This window comes from Parashewanella sp. 2210YD4-3 (assembly GCF_056591735.1).
Genome location: NZ_JBWQOG010000012.1, coordinates 37,588 through 53,553, shown reverse-complemented (window position 1 = coordinate 53,553; position 15,966 = coordinate 37,588). Strand labels below are relative to the sequence as shown.

The 15,966-nt window shown below is 39.6% G+C and carries 16 protein-coding genes; 11 read left to right on the top strand and 5 right to left on the bottom strand.

The window, feature by feature from the left end; all coding sequences use genetic code 11:
• Positions 1-99: 99 nt before the first annotated feature.
• Positions 100-1,701 (top strand): L-aspartate oxidase, encoded by a 1,602-nt coding sequence (gene nadB / locus AC1EU0_RS16020; RefSeq protein WP_480303572.1) that lies wholly within the window; start codon positions 100-102, stop codon positions 1,699-1,701.
• A 298-nt stretch (positions 1,702-1,999) separates the two neighbouring features.
• Complete coding sequence (locus AC1EU0_RS16015) at positions 2,000-3,577, top strand: hypothetical protein (RefSeq protein WP_480303571.1); 1,578 nt, start codon at positions 2,000-2,002, stop codon at positions 3,575-3,577.
• Positions 3,578-3,581: 4 nt separating this feature from the next.
• On the opposite strand, the gene AC1EU0_RS16010 is transcribed toward AC1EU0_RS16015, so the two are convergent.
• Positions 3,582-4,010, bottom strand: coding sequence for a protein YgfX (locus AC1EU0_RS16010; RefSeq protein ID WP_480303570.1), 429 nt, complete (start codon positions 4,008-4,010; stop codon positions 3,582-3,584).
• The gene (locus tag AC1EU0_RS16005) at positions 3,991-4,239 is read right to left on the bottom strand and encodes an FAD assembly factor SdhE (protein ID WP_480303569.1); all 249 of its coding nucleotides are present in this window, start codon (positions 4,237-4,239) and stop codon (positions 3,991-3,993) included. Before AC1EU0_RS16005 ends, AC1EU0_RS16010 begins: the two co-directional genes overlap by 20 nt.
• 174 nt (positions 4,240-4,413) lie before the next feature.
• Here AC1EU0_RS16005 and AC1EU0_RS16000 point away from each other — a divergent pair, with 174 nt between their 5' ends.
• The 4 genes from AC1EU0_RS16000 (at position 4,414) to AC1EU0_RS15985 (ending at position 7,188) form a co-directional block, all read left to right on the top strand.
• A complete protein-coding gene (locus AC1EU0_RS16000) occupies positions 4,414-4,716 on the top strand; it encodes a hypothetical protein (RefSeq protein ID WP_480303568.1) in 303 nt (100 codons plus the stop codon).
• 3 nt (positions 4,717-4,719) lie between these two features.
• A complete protein-coding gene (locus AC1EU0_RS15995) occupies positions 4,720-6,366 on the top strand; it encodes a PepSY-associated TM helix domain-containing protein (protein ID WP_480303567.1) in 1,647 nt (548 codons plus the stop codon).
• Positions 6,363-6,593 carry a hypothetical protein gene (locus AC1EU0_RS15990; protein ID WP_480303566.1) on the top strand — a complete coding sequence of 77 codons (231 nt, stop codon included), beginning with the start codon at positions 6,363-6,365 and terminating at the stop codon, positions 6,591-6,593. Before AC1EU0_RS15995 ends, AC1EU0_RS15990 begins: the two co-directional genes overlap by 4 nt.
• Before the next feature lie 157 nt (positions 6,594-6,750).
• Complete coding sequence (locus AC1EU0_RS15985; RefSeq protein ID WP_480303565.1) at positions 6,751-7,188, top strand: hypothetical protein; 438 nt, start codon at positions 6,751-6,753, stop codon at positions 7,186-7,188.
• Positions 7,189-7,253: 65 nt separating this feature from the next.
• Here AC1EU0_RS15985 and AC1EU0_RS15980 read toward each other — a convergent pair whose 3' ends face one another.
• The gene (locus AC1EU0_RS15980) at positions 7,254-9,560 is read right to left on the bottom strand and encodes a TonB-dependent receptor (RefSeq protein WP_480303564.1); all 2,307 of its coding nucleotides are present in this window, start codon (positions 9,558-9,560) and stop codon (positions 7,254-7,256) included.
• Positions 9,561-9,837: 277 nt separating this feature from the next.
• On the opposite strand from AC1EU0_RS15980, the gene AC1EU0_RS15975 reads away from it, so the two are divergent.
• Both AC1EU0_RS15975 and AC1EU0_RS15970 read left to right on the top strand, forming a co-directional pair.
• A complete protein-coding gene (locus AC1EU0_RS15975) occupies positions 9,838-10,233 on the top strand; it encodes a DUF2721 domain-containing protein (protein ID WP_480303563.1) in 396 nt (131 codons plus the stop codon).
• Positions 10,230-10,847: a trimeric intracellular cation channel family protein gene (locus tag AC1EU0_RS15970; protein ID WP_480303562.1), complete on the top strand. Its 618-nt coding sequence runs from the start codon at positions 10,230-10,232 to the stop codon at positions 10,845-10,847. The genes AC1EU0_RS15975 and AC1EU0_RS15970 overlap by 4 nt, the downstream gene beginning before the upstream one ends.
• 133 nt (positions 10,848-10,980) lie before the next feature.
• Here the strand turns inward: AC1EU0_RS15970 and tyrS are convergent, their stop codons facing one another.
• Positions 10,981-12,177, bottom strand: a complete 1,197-nt coding sequence (gene tyrS / locus AC1EU0_RS15965; RefSeq protein ID WP_480303561.1) for a tyrosine--tRNA ligase — start codon at positions 12,175-12,177, stop codon at positions 10,981-10,983.
• Positions 12,178-12,464: 287 nt separating this feature from the next.
• Here tyrS and AC1EU0_RS15960 point away from each other — a divergent pair, with 287 nt between their 5' ends.
• From AC1EU0_RS15960 to AC1EU0_RS15950, 3 genes are read left to right on the top strand one after another with little or no spacing between them, the layout of a single operon-like run.
• Positions 12,465-13,871, top strand: coding sequence for a peptidoglycan DD-metalloendopeptidase family protein (locus AC1EU0_RS15960; protein ID WP_480303560.1), 1,407 nt, complete (start codon positions 12,465-12,467; stop codon positions 13,869-13,871).
• Between the two features lie 16 nt (positions 13,872-13,887).
• Positions 13,888-14,994 (top strand): anhydro-N-acetylmuramic acid kinase, encoded by a 1,107-nt coding sequence (locus AC1EU0_RS15955; protein ID WP_480303559.1) that lies wholly within the window; start codon positions 13,888-13,890, stop codon positions 14,992-14,994.
• 2 nt (positions 14,995-14,996) lie between these two features.
• The gene (locus tag AC1EU0_RS15950) at positions 14,997-15,395 is read left to right on the top strand and encodes a hypothetical protein (protein ID WP_480303558.1); all 399 of its coding nucleotides are present in this window, start codon (positions 14,997-14,999) and stop codon (positions 15,393-15,395) included.
• A gap of 61 nt (positions 15,396-15,456) precedes the next feature.
• Here the strand turns inward: AC1EU0_RS15950 and AC1EU0_RS15945 are convergent, their stop codons facing one another.
• Positions 15,457-15,849 carry a hypothetical protein gene (locus tag AC1EU0_RS15945; RefSeq protein WP_480303557.1) on the bottom strand — a complete coding sequence of 131 codons (393 nt, stop codon included), beginning with the start codon at positions 15,847-15,849 and terminating at the stop codon, positions 15,457-15,459.
• Positions 15,850-15,966 lie beyond the last annotated feature (117 nt).

Genomic DNA, 15,966 nt, shown 5'->3' with positions numbered 1-15,966 from the left:
ATACCCTGTTGCATATTTTAGAATTTATAAAAATTGCTACAGCATTAAAATTATATTTGTTTTACCATTAGTGCCATGAAAAAAATAATCACAACCTGAATGACACAAGCAAAAGAACACCAAACTGATGTACTGGTTATTGGCAGTGGTGCTGCAGGTCTTACCGTTGCATTACAACTTGCTGAGCAGTGTAAAGTAGTTTTAGTATCAAAATCAAAACTTTCCGAAGGTTCAACCTATTACGCTCAAGGTGGTATTGCCGCAGTTTTTGATGATGACGACTCCGTCGAAGCCCACGTTCAAGACACTATGATCGCTGGTGCAGGCCTTTGTGAAGAGTCTGCCGTAAGGCATACAGTAGAAAACAGTAAGCAAGCTATCATGTGGCTTATACAGTCGGGTGTTGCTTTTGATAAAGAAGCCGTAACCGAACCTCAAGGCTCAGTTTACCACCTTACCCGAGAGGGCGGACACAGCCACCGACGTATTCTACATACGGCAGACGCTACAGGTAAAGAAATCCAAAAAACCTTGCAGCAATGTGCGCTTGAACACCCGAACATCCAAGTGCTAGAACGCTACAATGCTGTTGATTTAATTTCTAGCAAAAAGCTGAACTTAGCTGGAAATCGTGTATTAGGCGCCTATATTTGGAACCGAGACAATGAGCAAGTTGAGACGGTTAAAGCACGTTCCGTCGTATTAGCAACAGGTGGGTGTTCTAAAGTTTATCAGTATACTTCTAATCCTGATGTTTCCAGTGGTGATGGTATTGCGATGGCTTGGCGAGCAGGTTGTCGAGTCGCGAACATGGAATTTAATCAATTCCATCCAACATGTTTATATCATCCAGATGCTCGAAACTTCCTACTCACCGAAGCTCTTCGTGGCGAAGGAGCTTATTTATTGCGCCCTGATGGCACTCGTTTTATGCCTGATTTTGATGAGCGTGCTGAATTAGCCCCACGAGATATTGTCGCGCAAGCCATTGATTTTGAGATCAAGCGGTTAGGTGTTGATTGTATGTACTTAGATATCAGCCACAAACCAGCTGATTTTGTTATCCATCACTTTCCAACCATACATCAACGTTGTTTACAGCTAGGTATAGACATCACTAAAGACAAAATTCCCGTAGTGCCTGCCGCCCATTACACTTGTGGTGGAGTCATGGTAGATAGCAATGGGAAAACCGACGTTGAAGGCTTATATGCCATCGGCGAAGTATCATACACCGGATTACATGGCGCTAATCGTCTAGCCAGTAACTCACTACTAGAATGTGTTGTCTATGCTCGTTCTTCTTCAACACACATTTTATCTCAGTTACCGTCACTATCATTAGCTTCATCCTTACCTCACTGGGATGAAAGCCAAGTTGCGGACTCAGATGAAGAAGTGGTCATTGCCCACAACTGGCATGAGCTGCGACTATTCATGTGGGATTATGTTGGAATCGTTCGAACAAACAAACGTTTAGAACGGGCACTGCGTCGCTGTGAAATGCTGCAACAGGAAATTCAAGAGTATTATTCAAACTTCCGTGTTAGTAATAACTTACTTGAGCTGAGAAACCTAGTGCAAGTGGCTGAATTAATCATCCGTTGCGCAATTGCCCGACAAGAGAGTCGAGGTTTACATTTCAACGCCGACTACCCTGAAAAGTTACCACAGTCAAAACCTACGGTATTACACCCCTAAACTAAGGTATTGCTTGTGACACCTCAAAATACAGGATTTCAGCAAGAGTAATTTATCTTTCAGCCGATGCTTGTCATAGTGTTCGGCTGAACACTACCTAATTCAAGCCCCTGCTTTGAAGTAGTTAATGTCTAAGCCTATGCTTGTAGCTTTTTTTATACACTACCAACAGCTTGATAAACCTAAGTGAATTATAATTTTCCGACAAATTAAACTTTGTCAATATAAGCAAAAAATTCTTTCGTTATCTATGGTAAATACTATCCTCTAAGTAAGTTTTAGTATTAAGTCAAATAGCATGTCAGACATACCTTCAATCAGTGTAAGGCAAATTGATCTTACCCAAGCAGAACTAGTGGAAACGAGTTCTGATGAAGCGGTGCTATTTTCTCAAGCTGAAGAAGCTATTAAAAGTAGTGATTATAATGCGCTTGCTCAGGCTGTTCTCAATCCAAATTTCAACATAGCCCTTCTAAATGAGCAGGGACAGACAATTTTCCACTTATTTGTTTCTCAAGAGCATGACGATTCACAGCCATTATCTAAATCATGTCTTAAAGACCATAAAGGAATGCTCGAATTGCTTATGCAAGTTGAGAGTGCTGATGACATATTGTCAATAACAGATAGACAAGGACATACTTTTCTACACACATTGTTTAGCAACCCATCTGATCTAAATAATTTATCATTAAAGACTATTGCAGATAAATATCCGCAAAAGGTAAAAGATTTAGCTGCTTGGGAATCCCGCCATGGGCGTCCATTGATTAATGTAGGGCTTCAAGTTTTACAAGAGTTTGCTAAAACACAAACCGTATGGAAAAAATTAATTGCAAAAGTTAGAGCATTCACTGCTACTATAAAAATTTATTTTGAGCTCCGATTTCGTCACCTAACCCCTGAACAGGCTGAAGATGCCAAAAAACAAGTTTCAAAAGCAGTCTCTAAAGCTCTCTCAGGATCAATTGCACAAAAAGCCAGAATTGTAGCCGAACTCAGTACCTCTATTGAACTGATCACAGAATCAGAATTAGCACTCCAATTTAGAAGACAAATGCAAATGCTAGAAGCGAGTAGAGTTAAGTCTTCTTTAAGCGCATCACCAAAAGCACCAGCTGTCGATGCTGACGGCAATGCTATTGAAGAATGTCAAGGTGATTTAAGTGATAGAGTAAGTACTACTGGAAATACGGATAACTATCTAGAGGGTTACGATGACATAACGGGTGATGAAGTTACCGTGGAACAAGTTGATCAATCTTTTACGCCTATTTCCAAAACGGAACGCTTAGACACACAAATGGTCACTTATGCAGCGACTAGGTACTTAAGTAGCATTGATGTTGAACACGAAGGTATTGAATTTTTGCATGAACATACTCATGTGGAACAAAATACATTAAAGTCTTACTTTGAGGAAGCCACTAGAAGATATCAAGGAGCTCCCGATGTCAAGATGGAGTTAATGGGGGTAAATGATCGAGGGAAAAAATTCGGAGTAACACTTATCCCTCATACTGTATTAGTGATCTATGTAAATAATACTGCCATTATTGTTGATTCAAAAGCAGGTAAAGAGTATCCCGAAGGGATTGATGTATACCAAACAGGTTGGCAATCATTTTTCGATCATAAAAACTGTACTCGATACGCGGTTGCTTCAAGTATTGAATTATGCCGCAGACTTCCACCTCTTAAAAATTTAACACCACAAGAGCAAGAGGTTGAAGTAAGACAAGTACTAAAACAAATGACACCTGAAGCCGATAGGCAACCCAATGTTGATGCCTACCTCGACCCATTGAGAAATTTCGAACGAAAAGATCATGAAGAAATGATTAAAAAATTAAAGCTAAGCAAGCGCAGTAATTAATTTATCAACCAACAACTAGAACCATTCTGCACAAATGCCGATAACTTGAATCTAGTAACATATCTTTAAAAACAAATACTGTCCCAACTCGTTTAAATTTGCCTTTCGAATTCTCAACCTTCAAATAAAACGCACAAAACCAGTCTGAAACCCACAGTTTTTCTATGGTGTAAATATGCGTAGAATCAAACTTTCTGAGTTCACCTTGTTCATTTAATTGAAATGCCAGTTTCCATTGTTGTAATGCCTTAAACTCTTTTATTAACAAAAATAAGCAGAGTAAAAACAGTGTCACTTGAAATAGCTTAATCAATATAAGCTCTATTTCTGGCCAAGCAAAAAAGCTGGAAAGGATAAGTGCAGCGAATCCAATAAAAGCCATTCGCTGCATAAATGAAGCTTGTAGAGAAAAACTATGGCTTCGGGCGACCACGGACAGTAATTACCATTTTTGCAAGCTCAGGATCTGGACAATCTTCATGCCCCATAAACCAAGCGAATAGTTCGGGGTCTTCACATTCAAGTAAACGTACAAAAGTCGCTTTGTCTTGTTCTGACAGATTTTCATAATGTGCATCTACAAATGGCTGAAAAATAACATCCAACTCCAGCATGCCGCGACGACAAGCCCATCTAACGCGAGCAATGTTCATCAATTCCAAAGTGTTTTCCTCAAAATGCAAGATTTTGGCAAGTTTAGCAGGTTCATGCTTGGTAACAAAGTTCACATATTTTATATTTTACACACAATCCAATACGAATCATTATCAATATTATTATTTACTACAAATAAGGTACGGTTTACCATAAGCCTATCGCGAATATGGAAAATCGTAATGACTTCAATAACAAAACCGAAGAGAAGAAATAGCGTTGATAATAAAATCAGCCGAAACCTCGCAGCTTGCCTTATGGCATTTATTACCGCTGTAATTATGATCCCTGGGATGACAACCTACCTCCCCTTTAAATTAGCCGATCAAATTGCTTTACCCATTTTACTTTTCCCTTTCATCTGGATAGCCCTGTTCATTTATAGCTATTTGAGTCAAAAGTCATGGCACGCTTGGGCGGTAATGCTGTTCATTACCATCAGTCATGCTTTCTTGAGCTACTTGGCTCTGAATGGAGGGCAATAATAAATGAAAAGTAGAACCATAAAAAAACTCTACAGCATTCATGCTTGGGTCGGCATTATCACTGGTATTTTATTGTTTGTTATTGCTTTTACGGGCTCTTTATCCGTATTTGGGAAGCCTGAGCTGAAAATTTGGGCAAACCCTACTTATCCATCTGTTGCGCAAATGGATACAAAAAGAATTGAGCAGCTGGTAAACCAGTACGCTCAAGACATACCAAAACCTTATCTCGAAGAAGTCGCGATATTTTTACCAAGTATTCGAGGCTTTCAAAACCTCACTATCTTTTATGAAGCGCACAGCGGAATCGAAGACTCGCCTTCTACATCAAATACAAAGCCAGAAGAACGAGGATATTTGATAGAGCTAGATCCTGTTACTTATCAACTTTTATCTAAGAAAGAAGGCACAACAGATGAACTATTCGAAGCCAGAGAATATGGTATGGCCAATTTTATTATTGGATTCCATGCTGACTTACACCTAGGTAGACCCATTGGCTTGTTATTAACGGGTGTACTTGGATTAACCTTGTTACTTTCTGTCGTTACAGGTTTCATCATCCATCGTAAAAAATTAGCGCAACTCTTTACTTTCCGTAGAGATAAAAACACAACATTAACCTTCAATGACGGCCATAAGGTTTTGGGTATTTGGGGAATGTTGTTTCACGGAATAATAGGTTTTACCGGTGCTTTTCTTGGCTTAATTATCGTAGTTTTGGTTCCTGCAGCCGCTTTCGTCAGCTTTGAAGGCGACCAAGATAAATTACTTGAAACGTTCACTGCAACGCCTGAAGTAACGGTTCAACACATCAATGCTCCTATGAAAATCGCAGAGGTATTAGAAACAGAAAAGACGACTGGTGGCGATAGAGAAATTGCTTCTATCACCATTAAAGAGTTTGGTGATAAAGGCGCATTAGCCTTAGTCAGTGTCTATGGCGGTACCAGTATTGCTTTCCAAACTTCCGTTTATAAAGCCGCAGATGCCAGCTTTGTAGAACGCTACAGTAACTTAAGTAAAGTCGAAGGGTTCTCTGGGCCAATTATCGACTTAATGTTTCCACTTCATTACGGAAATTTTGGCGGTATCTTAGTTAAGCTCATTTGGACTGTACTTGGCTTATCAACTACATTACTGCCGTTAACGGGCATGATGTTATGGATTAAGCGAGGACTCTCAGCAACCAACCCAGAGTTTAGTGAAGCCACCTACAAAAGATTCAATCGCTTTATTCTTGGTAGCTGCGGCGGTGTCGTTTTGGCAAGCTTTACGTTATTTCCTGCCCAACTTTTATTGGACAAGTTAACCAACATCGACAATGTCGGCGCAGCGATGTTTTACGTATTCTTTCCAATATGGGGGCTATCGACCTTGTTTGCTTTCTTTTACAAAAACGAGCAGCAAACGGCTAAGCTTTTCACTTGGATCACAAGCTTGTGCTTACTCAGCATAGTTCCGATTAAGCTGGTATTGTTTGGCTATATTTATCAGCTATCAAACATCAACCCCATTGCTATTGGTGCAGATCTGGCTTGTTTAGGATTAGGTGTTGGAATTTTGTATCTGCTCAGGCAGTACCAATCACAACCTGTGATTGAAGCTAATCCTGAAAACGTAAACATAAAGCAGGGAGTTAAGGCATGATCATCTTGTTATCCGTTTTGTTGTTAGTTTTGGGTGTTACAGCAATACGAGAACAAACCAGCTTCACATCCTCCCCTAAAAGGCGCTTATTGGGTTTTGCTCTACTTGCCTTATCAATGGTTTGCTGTATGGCGAGCTATGGCTTATTGCGAGGCATTTTCGTATGGCTAGGCTTATTAAGTTTAATTGGCTTTGTGGTTACTTATTACAGTAAAAAGTCATTCTGATCCCCTTTCGGTAGAGGGAGTATACGCTCCAGATATACTCCCTCATTACAATCTCTAAAAACGCCACACTTTAAGTTGACCCATTAACTTTATTTAACTTAAATAATGAAGATTGGAAGAATAGAATGTAACCATCTTTCTTTCAGAGTTAGTCAGTATGTTCAATGGCATTAAAGGTTTACTTTCAACACATTCTATAAGGAAAACCTGCTTCTTATCTTTTATATTTGTTGGTTTATTTAGTAATGCAGCATTAGCTGATCAATCCAACTATTTTAAGTACCCTACAGGTGGAAACATCTTCCTCTATAAAGATTCTTCCGTACTTTTACCCTGCCAACCTAAAGACGACTCTTCAGAAATAGACTCAATCACAGCTGTAATAAATGGTAAAAACATCCTCTTAGATGACAGAGTTATAAACGATGGCTTACCAAATAACTTTCACTACCGCCCTCCTTATGGTGTGGTAGTTCAGGGTTATGACGGCACAAACTTTACCTTTAGCTGTATTGTCAGAGCCTACGACGCTGTTAAAGATAAAGACGTTAATCATCAGTCTAAAACAACCAATATTACAATAGGTGATTGGTAAACTTAGGACATTAAAAAGGAGCTCAATTGAGCTCCTTTTATTAATCCAACTGATTCATAAAAGCATTAAAATTCAGCAGTTAAGTTAAGTGAGATTTGGCGTTCTGAACCAAATTCAAATGAACTGCGACCGCCAGCTCCAGCAGCTAAATAATCTTCATCGAATAAGTTTTTAACGGTTACGAATACGCCAAAGTTTTCCCAGTTATGACCAAAGCGAGCATTAACAATGGTTCTCGCATTGGTTCTTATTGATGCCGCTTCACCATTATCAACTAATTTTGCTGCGCTTGTATCTTGATAATTAGCATTTAAGTTGGCAAAAACACCATCATCGTTACGATAAGTGAAGCCCATATTTGCAGTCCACTCAGGTGCTTTAGCAAATGACTGACCCGCATAGTTGACCGTCTTGCCTTTTGAGTCAGTAATTTCAAACTTCTTAAATTCTGATCTTGCCTGACCAACACCAGCATTAAAGTTAAGCTCATCATTTATGCTATAAGCTAGCTCGATTTCAAAGCCTTTAACTTGAGCTTCACCTGCATTGCGAGTGTATTTATCGAAACGACCTTTGTTACCACCTTCGAGGCCATCAACTAGAACTTGCATGTCTTTCCAGTCCAACAGGAATAGATTAGCGTTTAACGTTAAATCATTATCCAACCATGCACTACGGAAACTCAGTTCATAGTTGTTGGTGTGCTCTGAATCGTAAGTATAGATCTCGTTACGAGCAATATTACGCCCAACACCGCCACTGCGGTAACCTTGCTGGAAAGTAAAGTGAGTACTCATGTCATCATTGATGAAGTAACTGACCCCGAGTTTAGGTAATAATTTATTAAAGCTATCTTCAACAGGCGCTTCTTTACCTGATGCGTCTTTTGCAAACTGATGCACTCTTGCATTTAATCCAGCAACAATTTGTGCAAGTAATGGGTTCACTTGCGCTAACTGAGCAGGGTTTGGAAGATCTTCAGCATTGGCAATACTAACGTCGTTATTGGACTCACGGCGCTGCTTCTCATAGTCGTAACGCAAACCGCCATATACGGCGAATTCTTGGCTAACTCGGTAATTGAATTCAGAATAAACAGCAGCAGATGTCACATCTTGATTTAAGTGACCTTTTGCATTGATCTGTGCCGGATCAAACTTACTGTATTGTGAAAGTACTGCTTGAGCGATATGAGCTGGTAATCCTAATCCGCCTTTATCTTTAGGTGCAAGTAGTAAAGTTGGTACGTTTAACTCTGCAAGAGTTAACGAGCGCGGACCATGGAATTTATCTTCCACTTCCAGATTAGAATAATAGCCACCAAATACAAGGTCTAACGCATCACCTTCATAAATAAATCGGAGCTCTTGGCTACTGGTTTTGTCTGTACGGTTATCGATAAGCCGTGCTTTTTCTATAGGAGTTGTATCACCATCCCACTCATAACCGTACCCAGCATTAATGTAGGTGCTCACAGACTCTAATGACCATTCATAATTAAAATCATAGTTCACAGATAAAGTAACAATATCATTATCGGTTTTTTCAAAGGTAGGTGCGTTAAAAACGGTAATTCGATTACTTGCGCTTGCGCCAGGGCCATTTACCCAAGGTACACCGATTTTACTATCGTTGAACGTGTAACTTAGGGTTGCACTTAACCCTTCAATCGCTTCTGGTTCCATTAAAACTTTCAAACGGTAAGTTTGATTATCATTAAAGTCAGAGTGTTCGTTACGAGTGATATTGCGGTTGAAACCATCAAAACTATTCTTTTCGCCACTAAAGCGAAATGCCATCTGGTTCTCAATTAACTCACCACCCACTGCAACAGCAAGATCACGTTGACCATGCTGTCCTACACTCACTCTGGCTTTACCTGACCACTCATAAGTTGGTTGTTGAATTGTCATCCAGATAGCACCCGCAAGAGCATTACGACCTTGAAGTGTTGATTGTGGCCCACGAAGCACTTCCACTTGGCTCATGTCCCAAACATTGAATCCACCTTGTTGAATCATTCGATAAGGTAATGCTGCACCATCAACATAAACACTAGCAAGATAACTGTTACCACCACCAGATACGTTAAATGCATTTACACCACGAATACTGAAGTCACTGCCAAAATTTCCAGCTACGTTAGGTATCTGATCAATAACGTCATACAAGCTAACTAACTGCTCGTCTTCCATTTGTTTTTCAGTAACGACTGCAACACTGGTTGGTGTTTCCTGCAATTCTCGATCAATTTTTTGACCACTTACAACAATTCGCTCGATCTTTTCGTCTTCTGCCGCTGCAATTGGTGCTGCAATTACTGATGCCATTAACCCGAGTTTAATCACACTTGCTAGATATGTTGGTTTCATTTTCCCTTTACCACAATTAGTAATGTTAACTATTATCATTTCGATTATAACAATCAATTATGGAAAAATGGAATCAATATTCCATTCCATATAAAAATTAAGGGTTTGTTTTTATGAATTAAAAAAGTAAATTTAGTCTAATTAATCTACTTTTATATTGAAGCAATTGAATTAGATAATTTTCGTGAAGATCGTCGTAACTACAATAGTTAACAATGACACTGTAATAAAATTACAGGTATAATCTTGCTTCTATTTTTTATTGCGGGGCTTTATTTTGCTTGAAAATATACATATTTCTTTAACCACGCCAGCGCTACTTTTTCCTGCAATATCATTATTGTTGCTTGCTTATACCAATCGATTTTTCTCTTTAGCTGCTTTGATCAGAAACTTGAGTGATAGAGAAAAACCCGTTAACAGCGGTCAGATTAAAAACCTTCACAAGCGCATTGCAATTATTAAGCGCATGCAAGAAGCTGGAGTGCTGTCTTTTGCCTTTTGTGTGTTTTGCATGATCTTGATTTATTTTGGTTTTTCCCATGTCGGCTCGTTAATTTTCGGTGTCAGTTTAATGATGTTGCTATACTCCTTGTTGCTTTCAGTAATTGAAATCAGAATTTCGGTTGATGCACTAAACATTCATCTAAAGGAAATGAGCAAACATAAATGATTGAATGGATTTACTTCTTCGATCTCTGGGGAACAGCAGTTTTTGCACTCACTGGAGCGTTAGCCGCTGGACATCACAGAATGGATCCTTTTGGTGTGCTCGTGTTAGCAGGAGTTACCGCTGTTGGCGGAGGTAGTATTAGAGACGCCTTATTAGGAACAACTCCCGTTTTTTGGTTACAAGATCCGACTTATATCTTGATTGTGCTCGCGACAGTTATTGCGACGATTATTTTTAATCGTACTAGCCCTAATGCACCTTGGTACGTCCTTCCAATAGCTGACGCCCTTGGTTTAGCTTTATTTACCATTATTGGTACTGAAAAAGCACTGAGCCTTGGCTTAAGCAGCATTTCAGCAGTAATAATGGGGGTACTAACAGGTGTTGGCGGTGGAATTATTCGCGATGTATTATGCCGACAGGTTCCTATGGTGCTTAGAACTGAAATCTATGCCACAGCTTCAATTGTTGGCGGGATAGCTTATTGTATTTGTTTATCAACAGCTTTAGATCACTTCACTTCAATGTGTATTGCTATGTTAAGTGCTTTTGGCATTCGCTTGGCGGCAATAAAGTGGCATTTATCTTTACCCGCTTTTGATTTGAAGAGATAGTCCTGAACTAACAAATATATATAAAGATTAAACAGTCGTACCTGCGAAAGCAGGTACCCAGCGGCTTTAAGTGTAAAAGGCGCTAGGCTCCTGCCTTCGCAGGAGCGACAGATAAGAACTTTATAGTTAATTTCTACTTCAACGTCACTTTCGCAAACTTACGCTTACCAACTTGGAAGATGCCTTGTTCACCAGCAGCAAACACTTGCTTAGCATCAGCCAGCTTTTCGCCATCTAACTTAGCAGCACCTTGTTTAACCATACGCATGGCTTCTGAGGTTGAAGCTACAAGACCAGCTTCTTTAAGCAAGTTAGCTAAAGCAATGCCTTCGCCAGCTGCAATATCCATTTCTGGAATGTCATCTGGCATCGCGCCTTTTTGGAAACGATTGATGAATTCTTGATGTGCCGCTTCTGCTGCTTGTTCATCATGGAAACGAGCAATGATTTCTTTGGCTAGCAAAATCTTAATATCGCGAGGATTTGAACCCGTTTCGATTTGCTGCTTGAAGCCTTCAATCTCTTCTAATGGACGGAATGATAATAGTTCAAAATAACGCCACATCAACTCATCTGAAATCGACATGATTTTACCGAACATTTCACCTGCTGGTTCACTAATACCAATATAGTTATTTGCAGATTTAGACATTTTCTTAACGCCATCCAAGCCTTCAAGTAATGGCATCATGATGACAGTTTGTGGTGATTGTCCTTCCGCTTTTTGTAGTTCACGTCCCATTAGTAGGTTGAACTTCTGATCTGTACCACCTAGCTCAACATCAGACTCAAGTGCCACTGAGTCATAACCTTGTAGTAGAGGATACATAAATTCATGGATAGCAATAGGCTGACCTGAACCGTAACGCTTTTTGAAGTCATCACGTTCTAGCATACGAGCAACGGTTAACTGTGAAGCTAAGCGGATCATGCCTGCTGCACCCAACTCTTCTAACCAACTAGAGTTAAATTCGATACGGGTTTTAGCTGGATCAAGAATTTTGAACACTTGCTCTTTATACGTTTCAGCGTTGTGTAAAACTTGTTCTTTTGTTAGAGGTGGACGAGTACTGTTTTTGCCTGTTGGATCACCCACCATTCCAGTAAAGTCACCGATTAGGAAAATCACTTCATGGCCAAGCTCTTGGAAGGTTCTGAGCTTATTAAGAATTACCGTATGGCCAAGGTGAATATCCGGTGCGGTAGGGTCTGCTCCTAGCTTAATTTTTAACGGTCGCCCTAGTTTCAATTTTTCAATTAAATCTGCTTCTAGTAGGATTTCATCAGTCCCACGTTTAATTTCTGCCAATGCTTTGTTTAAATCAGCCATTGCGCCCACGACCTCTATGAATTTCGTCTCAAAAATAAAAGACTGTAATGTTACTTGTTAGCCAGAACAATTGAAAGTGTGTATACTCAAAGCCATTATATAAGCTTGAATTAGGCCGTAATTTTTCACCCCTGCAAGAATAAAAGCAATTAAAAAAAGGGGATAAAGTGGAAATTCGGCTAAGAAGCTGATAAATACAAATTGCAAAGAATAGGATAATTCATTGCAAACTGTGCGCTAAATGGCAAGCACGATTCATGTTTTATAGATAGTGGATAATCGGGTTGATGTTGCGGATTTTTAAATTAGTAAATTTACTACCAACAATTCATAAAATTGTCTTAGCTCTATTATTGAGTATTTCGTTGATCATCATTTTGCTTCCATCAGAAGAAGCTCAAGCATCTCGTCAAACACCTGAAAGCCAACTTCAAACAGCTGAAAGTCAACTTCAACCAAATACCTTGTATTCAGTTCCTCTTGCTTTTAGAACTCCTAAGCCTCCTCAAAAGGAGTTGCGAAACTCAAAAGAAGTAGATCAAACAGTTCAATTAGTTGAGTCAGAAGCCAAAACACCTGAATTACAACAAGGTGAGCTTTTTAAAGTTCGCTCTGGTGACACTTTAGCTCGTTTATTTAAGCGTAGCGGCTTAACATCAAGAGAAGTCTACGAAATTACTCAATTGTCTTTAGCTAAAAAGAACCTGCTAAAAATTCTACCTGGCGAAGACATTGAAATATTTAAAGATGCAGACAATCGTTTTGCCAAGCTTAGATATATTATTGACCCAATAAATACTTTAGTTATCAGCAAAGAAGGCGATAAATATACACAAAAGCTTGATAAAAAACAGATTGAAACTCGCACTAAGTTTGCAACATCTGAAATTAAAACCAACTTTTGGAATGCTGCTGTTGACGCAGGCCTTACTCCCAACCAAATCATGCAGCTAGCAGGGCTCTTTACTTGGGATGTTGACTTTGCATTAGACATCAGAGAAGGCGACAGCTTTGCACTTATCTTTGAACAAAAATACGCAGATGGCGACTTTTTAGAAAATGGTAACATTCTTGCTGCGGAATTTATCAACCAAGGCGATCGCTATACTGCTGTACGCTATAGTAATGGACAATACTATAGCGAAACTGGACGTAGCATGAAAAAAGCGTTTATCCGTTCACCTGTAGATTTCACTCGTGTTAGCTCGAACTTTAACCCAAGACGACTACATCCAGTAACTGGCCGAGTTCGTCCTCATAATGGAGTTGACTACGTCGCTCCTGTCGGTACCCCAATTAAAGCTACAGGCCGAGGTAAAGTCATTGCTTCCTCATACAATAAATACAATGGTAACTACGTATTTATTAAGCACAATGACACTTACACCACTAAATATTTGCACCTTAAAAAACGTAAGGTCCGCAAGGGACAAAGTATCAAGCAAGGCCAAATCGTTGGTACTTTAGGCTCAACGGGGCGTGTAACGGGTGCTCACCTTCACTATGAATTTATTGTGAATGGCGTGCATCGTAACCCTAGAACCGTTAAGTTACCAAAATCTGACTCTATCCATAGAAAACAAAAAGCTGATTTTCTTAAGGTTAGTAAGGTACTTATGGCTCAACTTGAGCATAATAAGCAGTTACACATCGCGGGAGCTCCCTCCCTTTCTTCTGAAACTGCTAATAACTAATTAATGTGAACGCCTTATGCCTTCTTATTTTGTTGGATTAATGTCTGGAACCAGTATCGATGGAGTTGATGCGGTACTGGTAGATTTTACCAAAGAGCAATATCAAGTTGTCGCCACTTATACCCAGCCCTTTCCAAAGCATCTGTTTAAAGGTTTACAACGACTTAGCCAACCGGGCAATGATGAAGTAAATCGTCTTGGGAGATTAGACAGGCAAGTAGCCGATGTATTTGCTGAAGCAGTAAATGGTTTACTTGAACAAAACCAAATTGATAGCTCTCAGGTAATTGCTATCGGTAGCCATGGGCAAACCATTCGGCACATGCCAAATTTGGAAAACAGCTTCAGTATTCAAATCGGAGATCCAAATACCATTGCGGTTAAAACTGGCATTGATGTTATCGCCGACTTCCGCCGTAAGGATATAGCGTTAGGCGGTCAAGGAGCGCCACTAGTTCCTGCCTTTCATCAGCAAATATTTGCTTCTGAAAAGATACAAAGGATCATTCTTAACATAGGTGGAATCGCTAATATCACCTACCTTCCGGTTGACGGTTCTCCTGTTGTTGGATTTGATACCGGGCCAGGAAATGCCTTAATGGACTCTTGGATCCAGCAACGTTTAGAGCAAGCGTATGACAATAACGGCGAATGGGCAGCAAGTGGAACAACTGACTCAACATTATTGAATCACTTATTATCTCACACCTACTTTTCACAACCTTTTCCCAAAAGCACGGGAAAAGAGTTATTCAGCCAAGCTTGGTTAACCCAACAACTCAGTGAGTTTATTCATCTTCCAGATGAAGATATTCAGTCTACATTGTTAGACTTGACCTGTATGAGTATCAGTGACCAGATCAACAAGCTGTCACCTACTGGCGAACTATTTGTGTGCGGTGGCGGTGCGTTAAATTCTGAAATGATGAAACGATTACAAGCTCTACAGCCTAATTATCGGGTTACAACCACAAGCGAATTAGGACTTGACCCCAAGTGGGTGGAAGCAGTTGCGTTTGCTTGGTTAGCTTATCGTTATACTCAAGGATTATCAGGGAATTTACCCGATGTGACAGGCGCTTCAAGAACTGCAATTTTAGGGGCTATGTACCCAGCAAATTAACCATGACATTAACACTTATGCCTAAATCTCTTATTACACTACTCTTGTGCTATCTAGCTATCGTTGCAGCAGGTTTACTGACTCAAACGGCCGTTATTTTTTGCATTGTGCTTATCGTGTTAGTTATTGCAATTATCGGCAAGCAAAAAGCAGCGTTATTAATGTTGCGTGTGTTTACCGGTCTTCAAGTTTTCGCCATTAGCTTTTTGCCTTATGCCGCATCTCAAGCCAACGAGTCAATTTTTAAGTTATTGGAAATAAATCTATCGATTTCAACTATGACTGAATACACCATTTTAGGAGTTTGGGCTGTATTTTGTGCTTTTCAGGTCTGGGTATCTATCAACCGAAACGCCGCAAAGTGGTTCGAGAATAAAAACACCTTTAATGTTGTAGGCTAGCCAAAAATAAAGGCTCTAAAATAAGCTTTAGAGCCTTTAATCTTTGCAACTCTATTAATAATTAGAACTTATAAGACGCATTCAAATACCAAAAACGCCCTTGACCACTATGTGTATTAGTTGAGAACCCCATAAACTCGTTATATACAAATGGTGGTTTCTTGTTAAACAAGTTAGTAGCCCCCAGAGTCAATACCGTATTGTCTATACCAAAATAACTTACTGCAGTATCAACAGTTATCATGGCCTTAACATCTGGAAGTTCATCACTATTTTTTTGCTTAAACGAACCAATATAGTTGATAGCTAAATTAGCCTTTAAGTCATTATGACTCCAATCTGTATTTAGGCGAGAACGCATTTTAGGCAGTTCAAAGTCACCCACTTCTTTATTGACACGAGACCCACCATTAGAACCTGGACGACGTTCTTCATACTCAAGTACATAGTTCATGGTGTATGAAACTTTAAAGTCACCTAGGCCTGTTTCAAAGCCATAGTTAGCCGCAAAACAAAGAAAACAACTTACAAAAAAGTAACAAACAAACGCAAAAATTCACCACCAGCATTT

Excerpts from the sequence above, each read along its gene's own strand:
- nadB (WP_480303572.1), top strand. The coding sequence starts at position 100 with ATGACACAAGCAAAAGAACACCAAACTGATGTACTGGTTATTGGCAGT.
- AC1EU0_RS16015 (WP_480303571.1), top strand. The coding sequence starts at position 2,000 with ATGTCAGACATACCTTCAATCAGTGTAAGGCAAATTGATCTTACCCAA.
- AC1EU0_RS16000 (WP_480303568.1), top strand. The coding sequence starts at position 4,414 with ATGACTTCAATAACAAAACCGAAGAGAAGAAATAGCGTTGATAATAAA.
- AC1EU0_RS15995 (WP_480303567.1), top strand. The coding sequence starts at position 4,720 with ATGAAAAGTAGAACCATAAAAAAACTCTACAGCATTCATGCTTGGGTC.
- AC1EU0_RS15990 (WP_480303566.1), top strand. The coding sequence starts at position 6,363 with ATGATCATCTTGTTATCCGTTTTGTTGTTAGTTTTGGGTGTTACAGCA.
- AC1EU0_RS15985 (WP_480303565.1), top strand. The coding sequence starts at position 6,751 with ATGTTCAATGGCATTAAAGGTTTACTTTCAACACATTCTATAAGGAAA.
- AC1EU0_RS15980 (WP_480303564.1), bottom strand. The coding sequence starts at position 9,560 with ATGAAACCAACATATCTAGCAAGTGTGATTAAACTCGGGTTAATGGCA.
- AC1EU0_RS15970 (WP_480303562.1), top strand. The coding sequence starts at position 10,230 with ATGATTGAATGGATTTACTTCTTCGATCTCTGGGGAACAGCAGTTTTT.
- tyrS (WP_480303561.1), bottom strand. The coding sequence starts at position 12,177 with ATGGCTGATTTAAACAAAGCATTGGCAGAAATTAAACGTGGGACTGAT.
- AC1EU0_RS15960 (WP_480303560.1), top strand. The coding sequence starts at position 12,465 with ATGTTGCGGATTTTTAAATTAGTAAATTTACTACCAACAATTCATAAA.
- AC1EU0_RS15955 (WP_480303559.1), top strand. The coding sequence starts at position 13,888 with ATGCCTTCTTATTTTGTTGGATTAATGTCTGGAACCAGTATCGATGGA.
- AC1EU0_RS15950 (WP_480303558.1), top strand. The coding sequence starts at position 14,997 with ATGACATTAACACTTATGCCTAAATCTCTTATTACACTACTCTTGTGC.
- AC1EU0_RS15945 (WP_480303557.1), bottom strand. The coding sequence starts at position 15,849 with ATGAACTATGTACTTGAGTATGAAGAACGTCGTCCAGGTTCTAATGGT.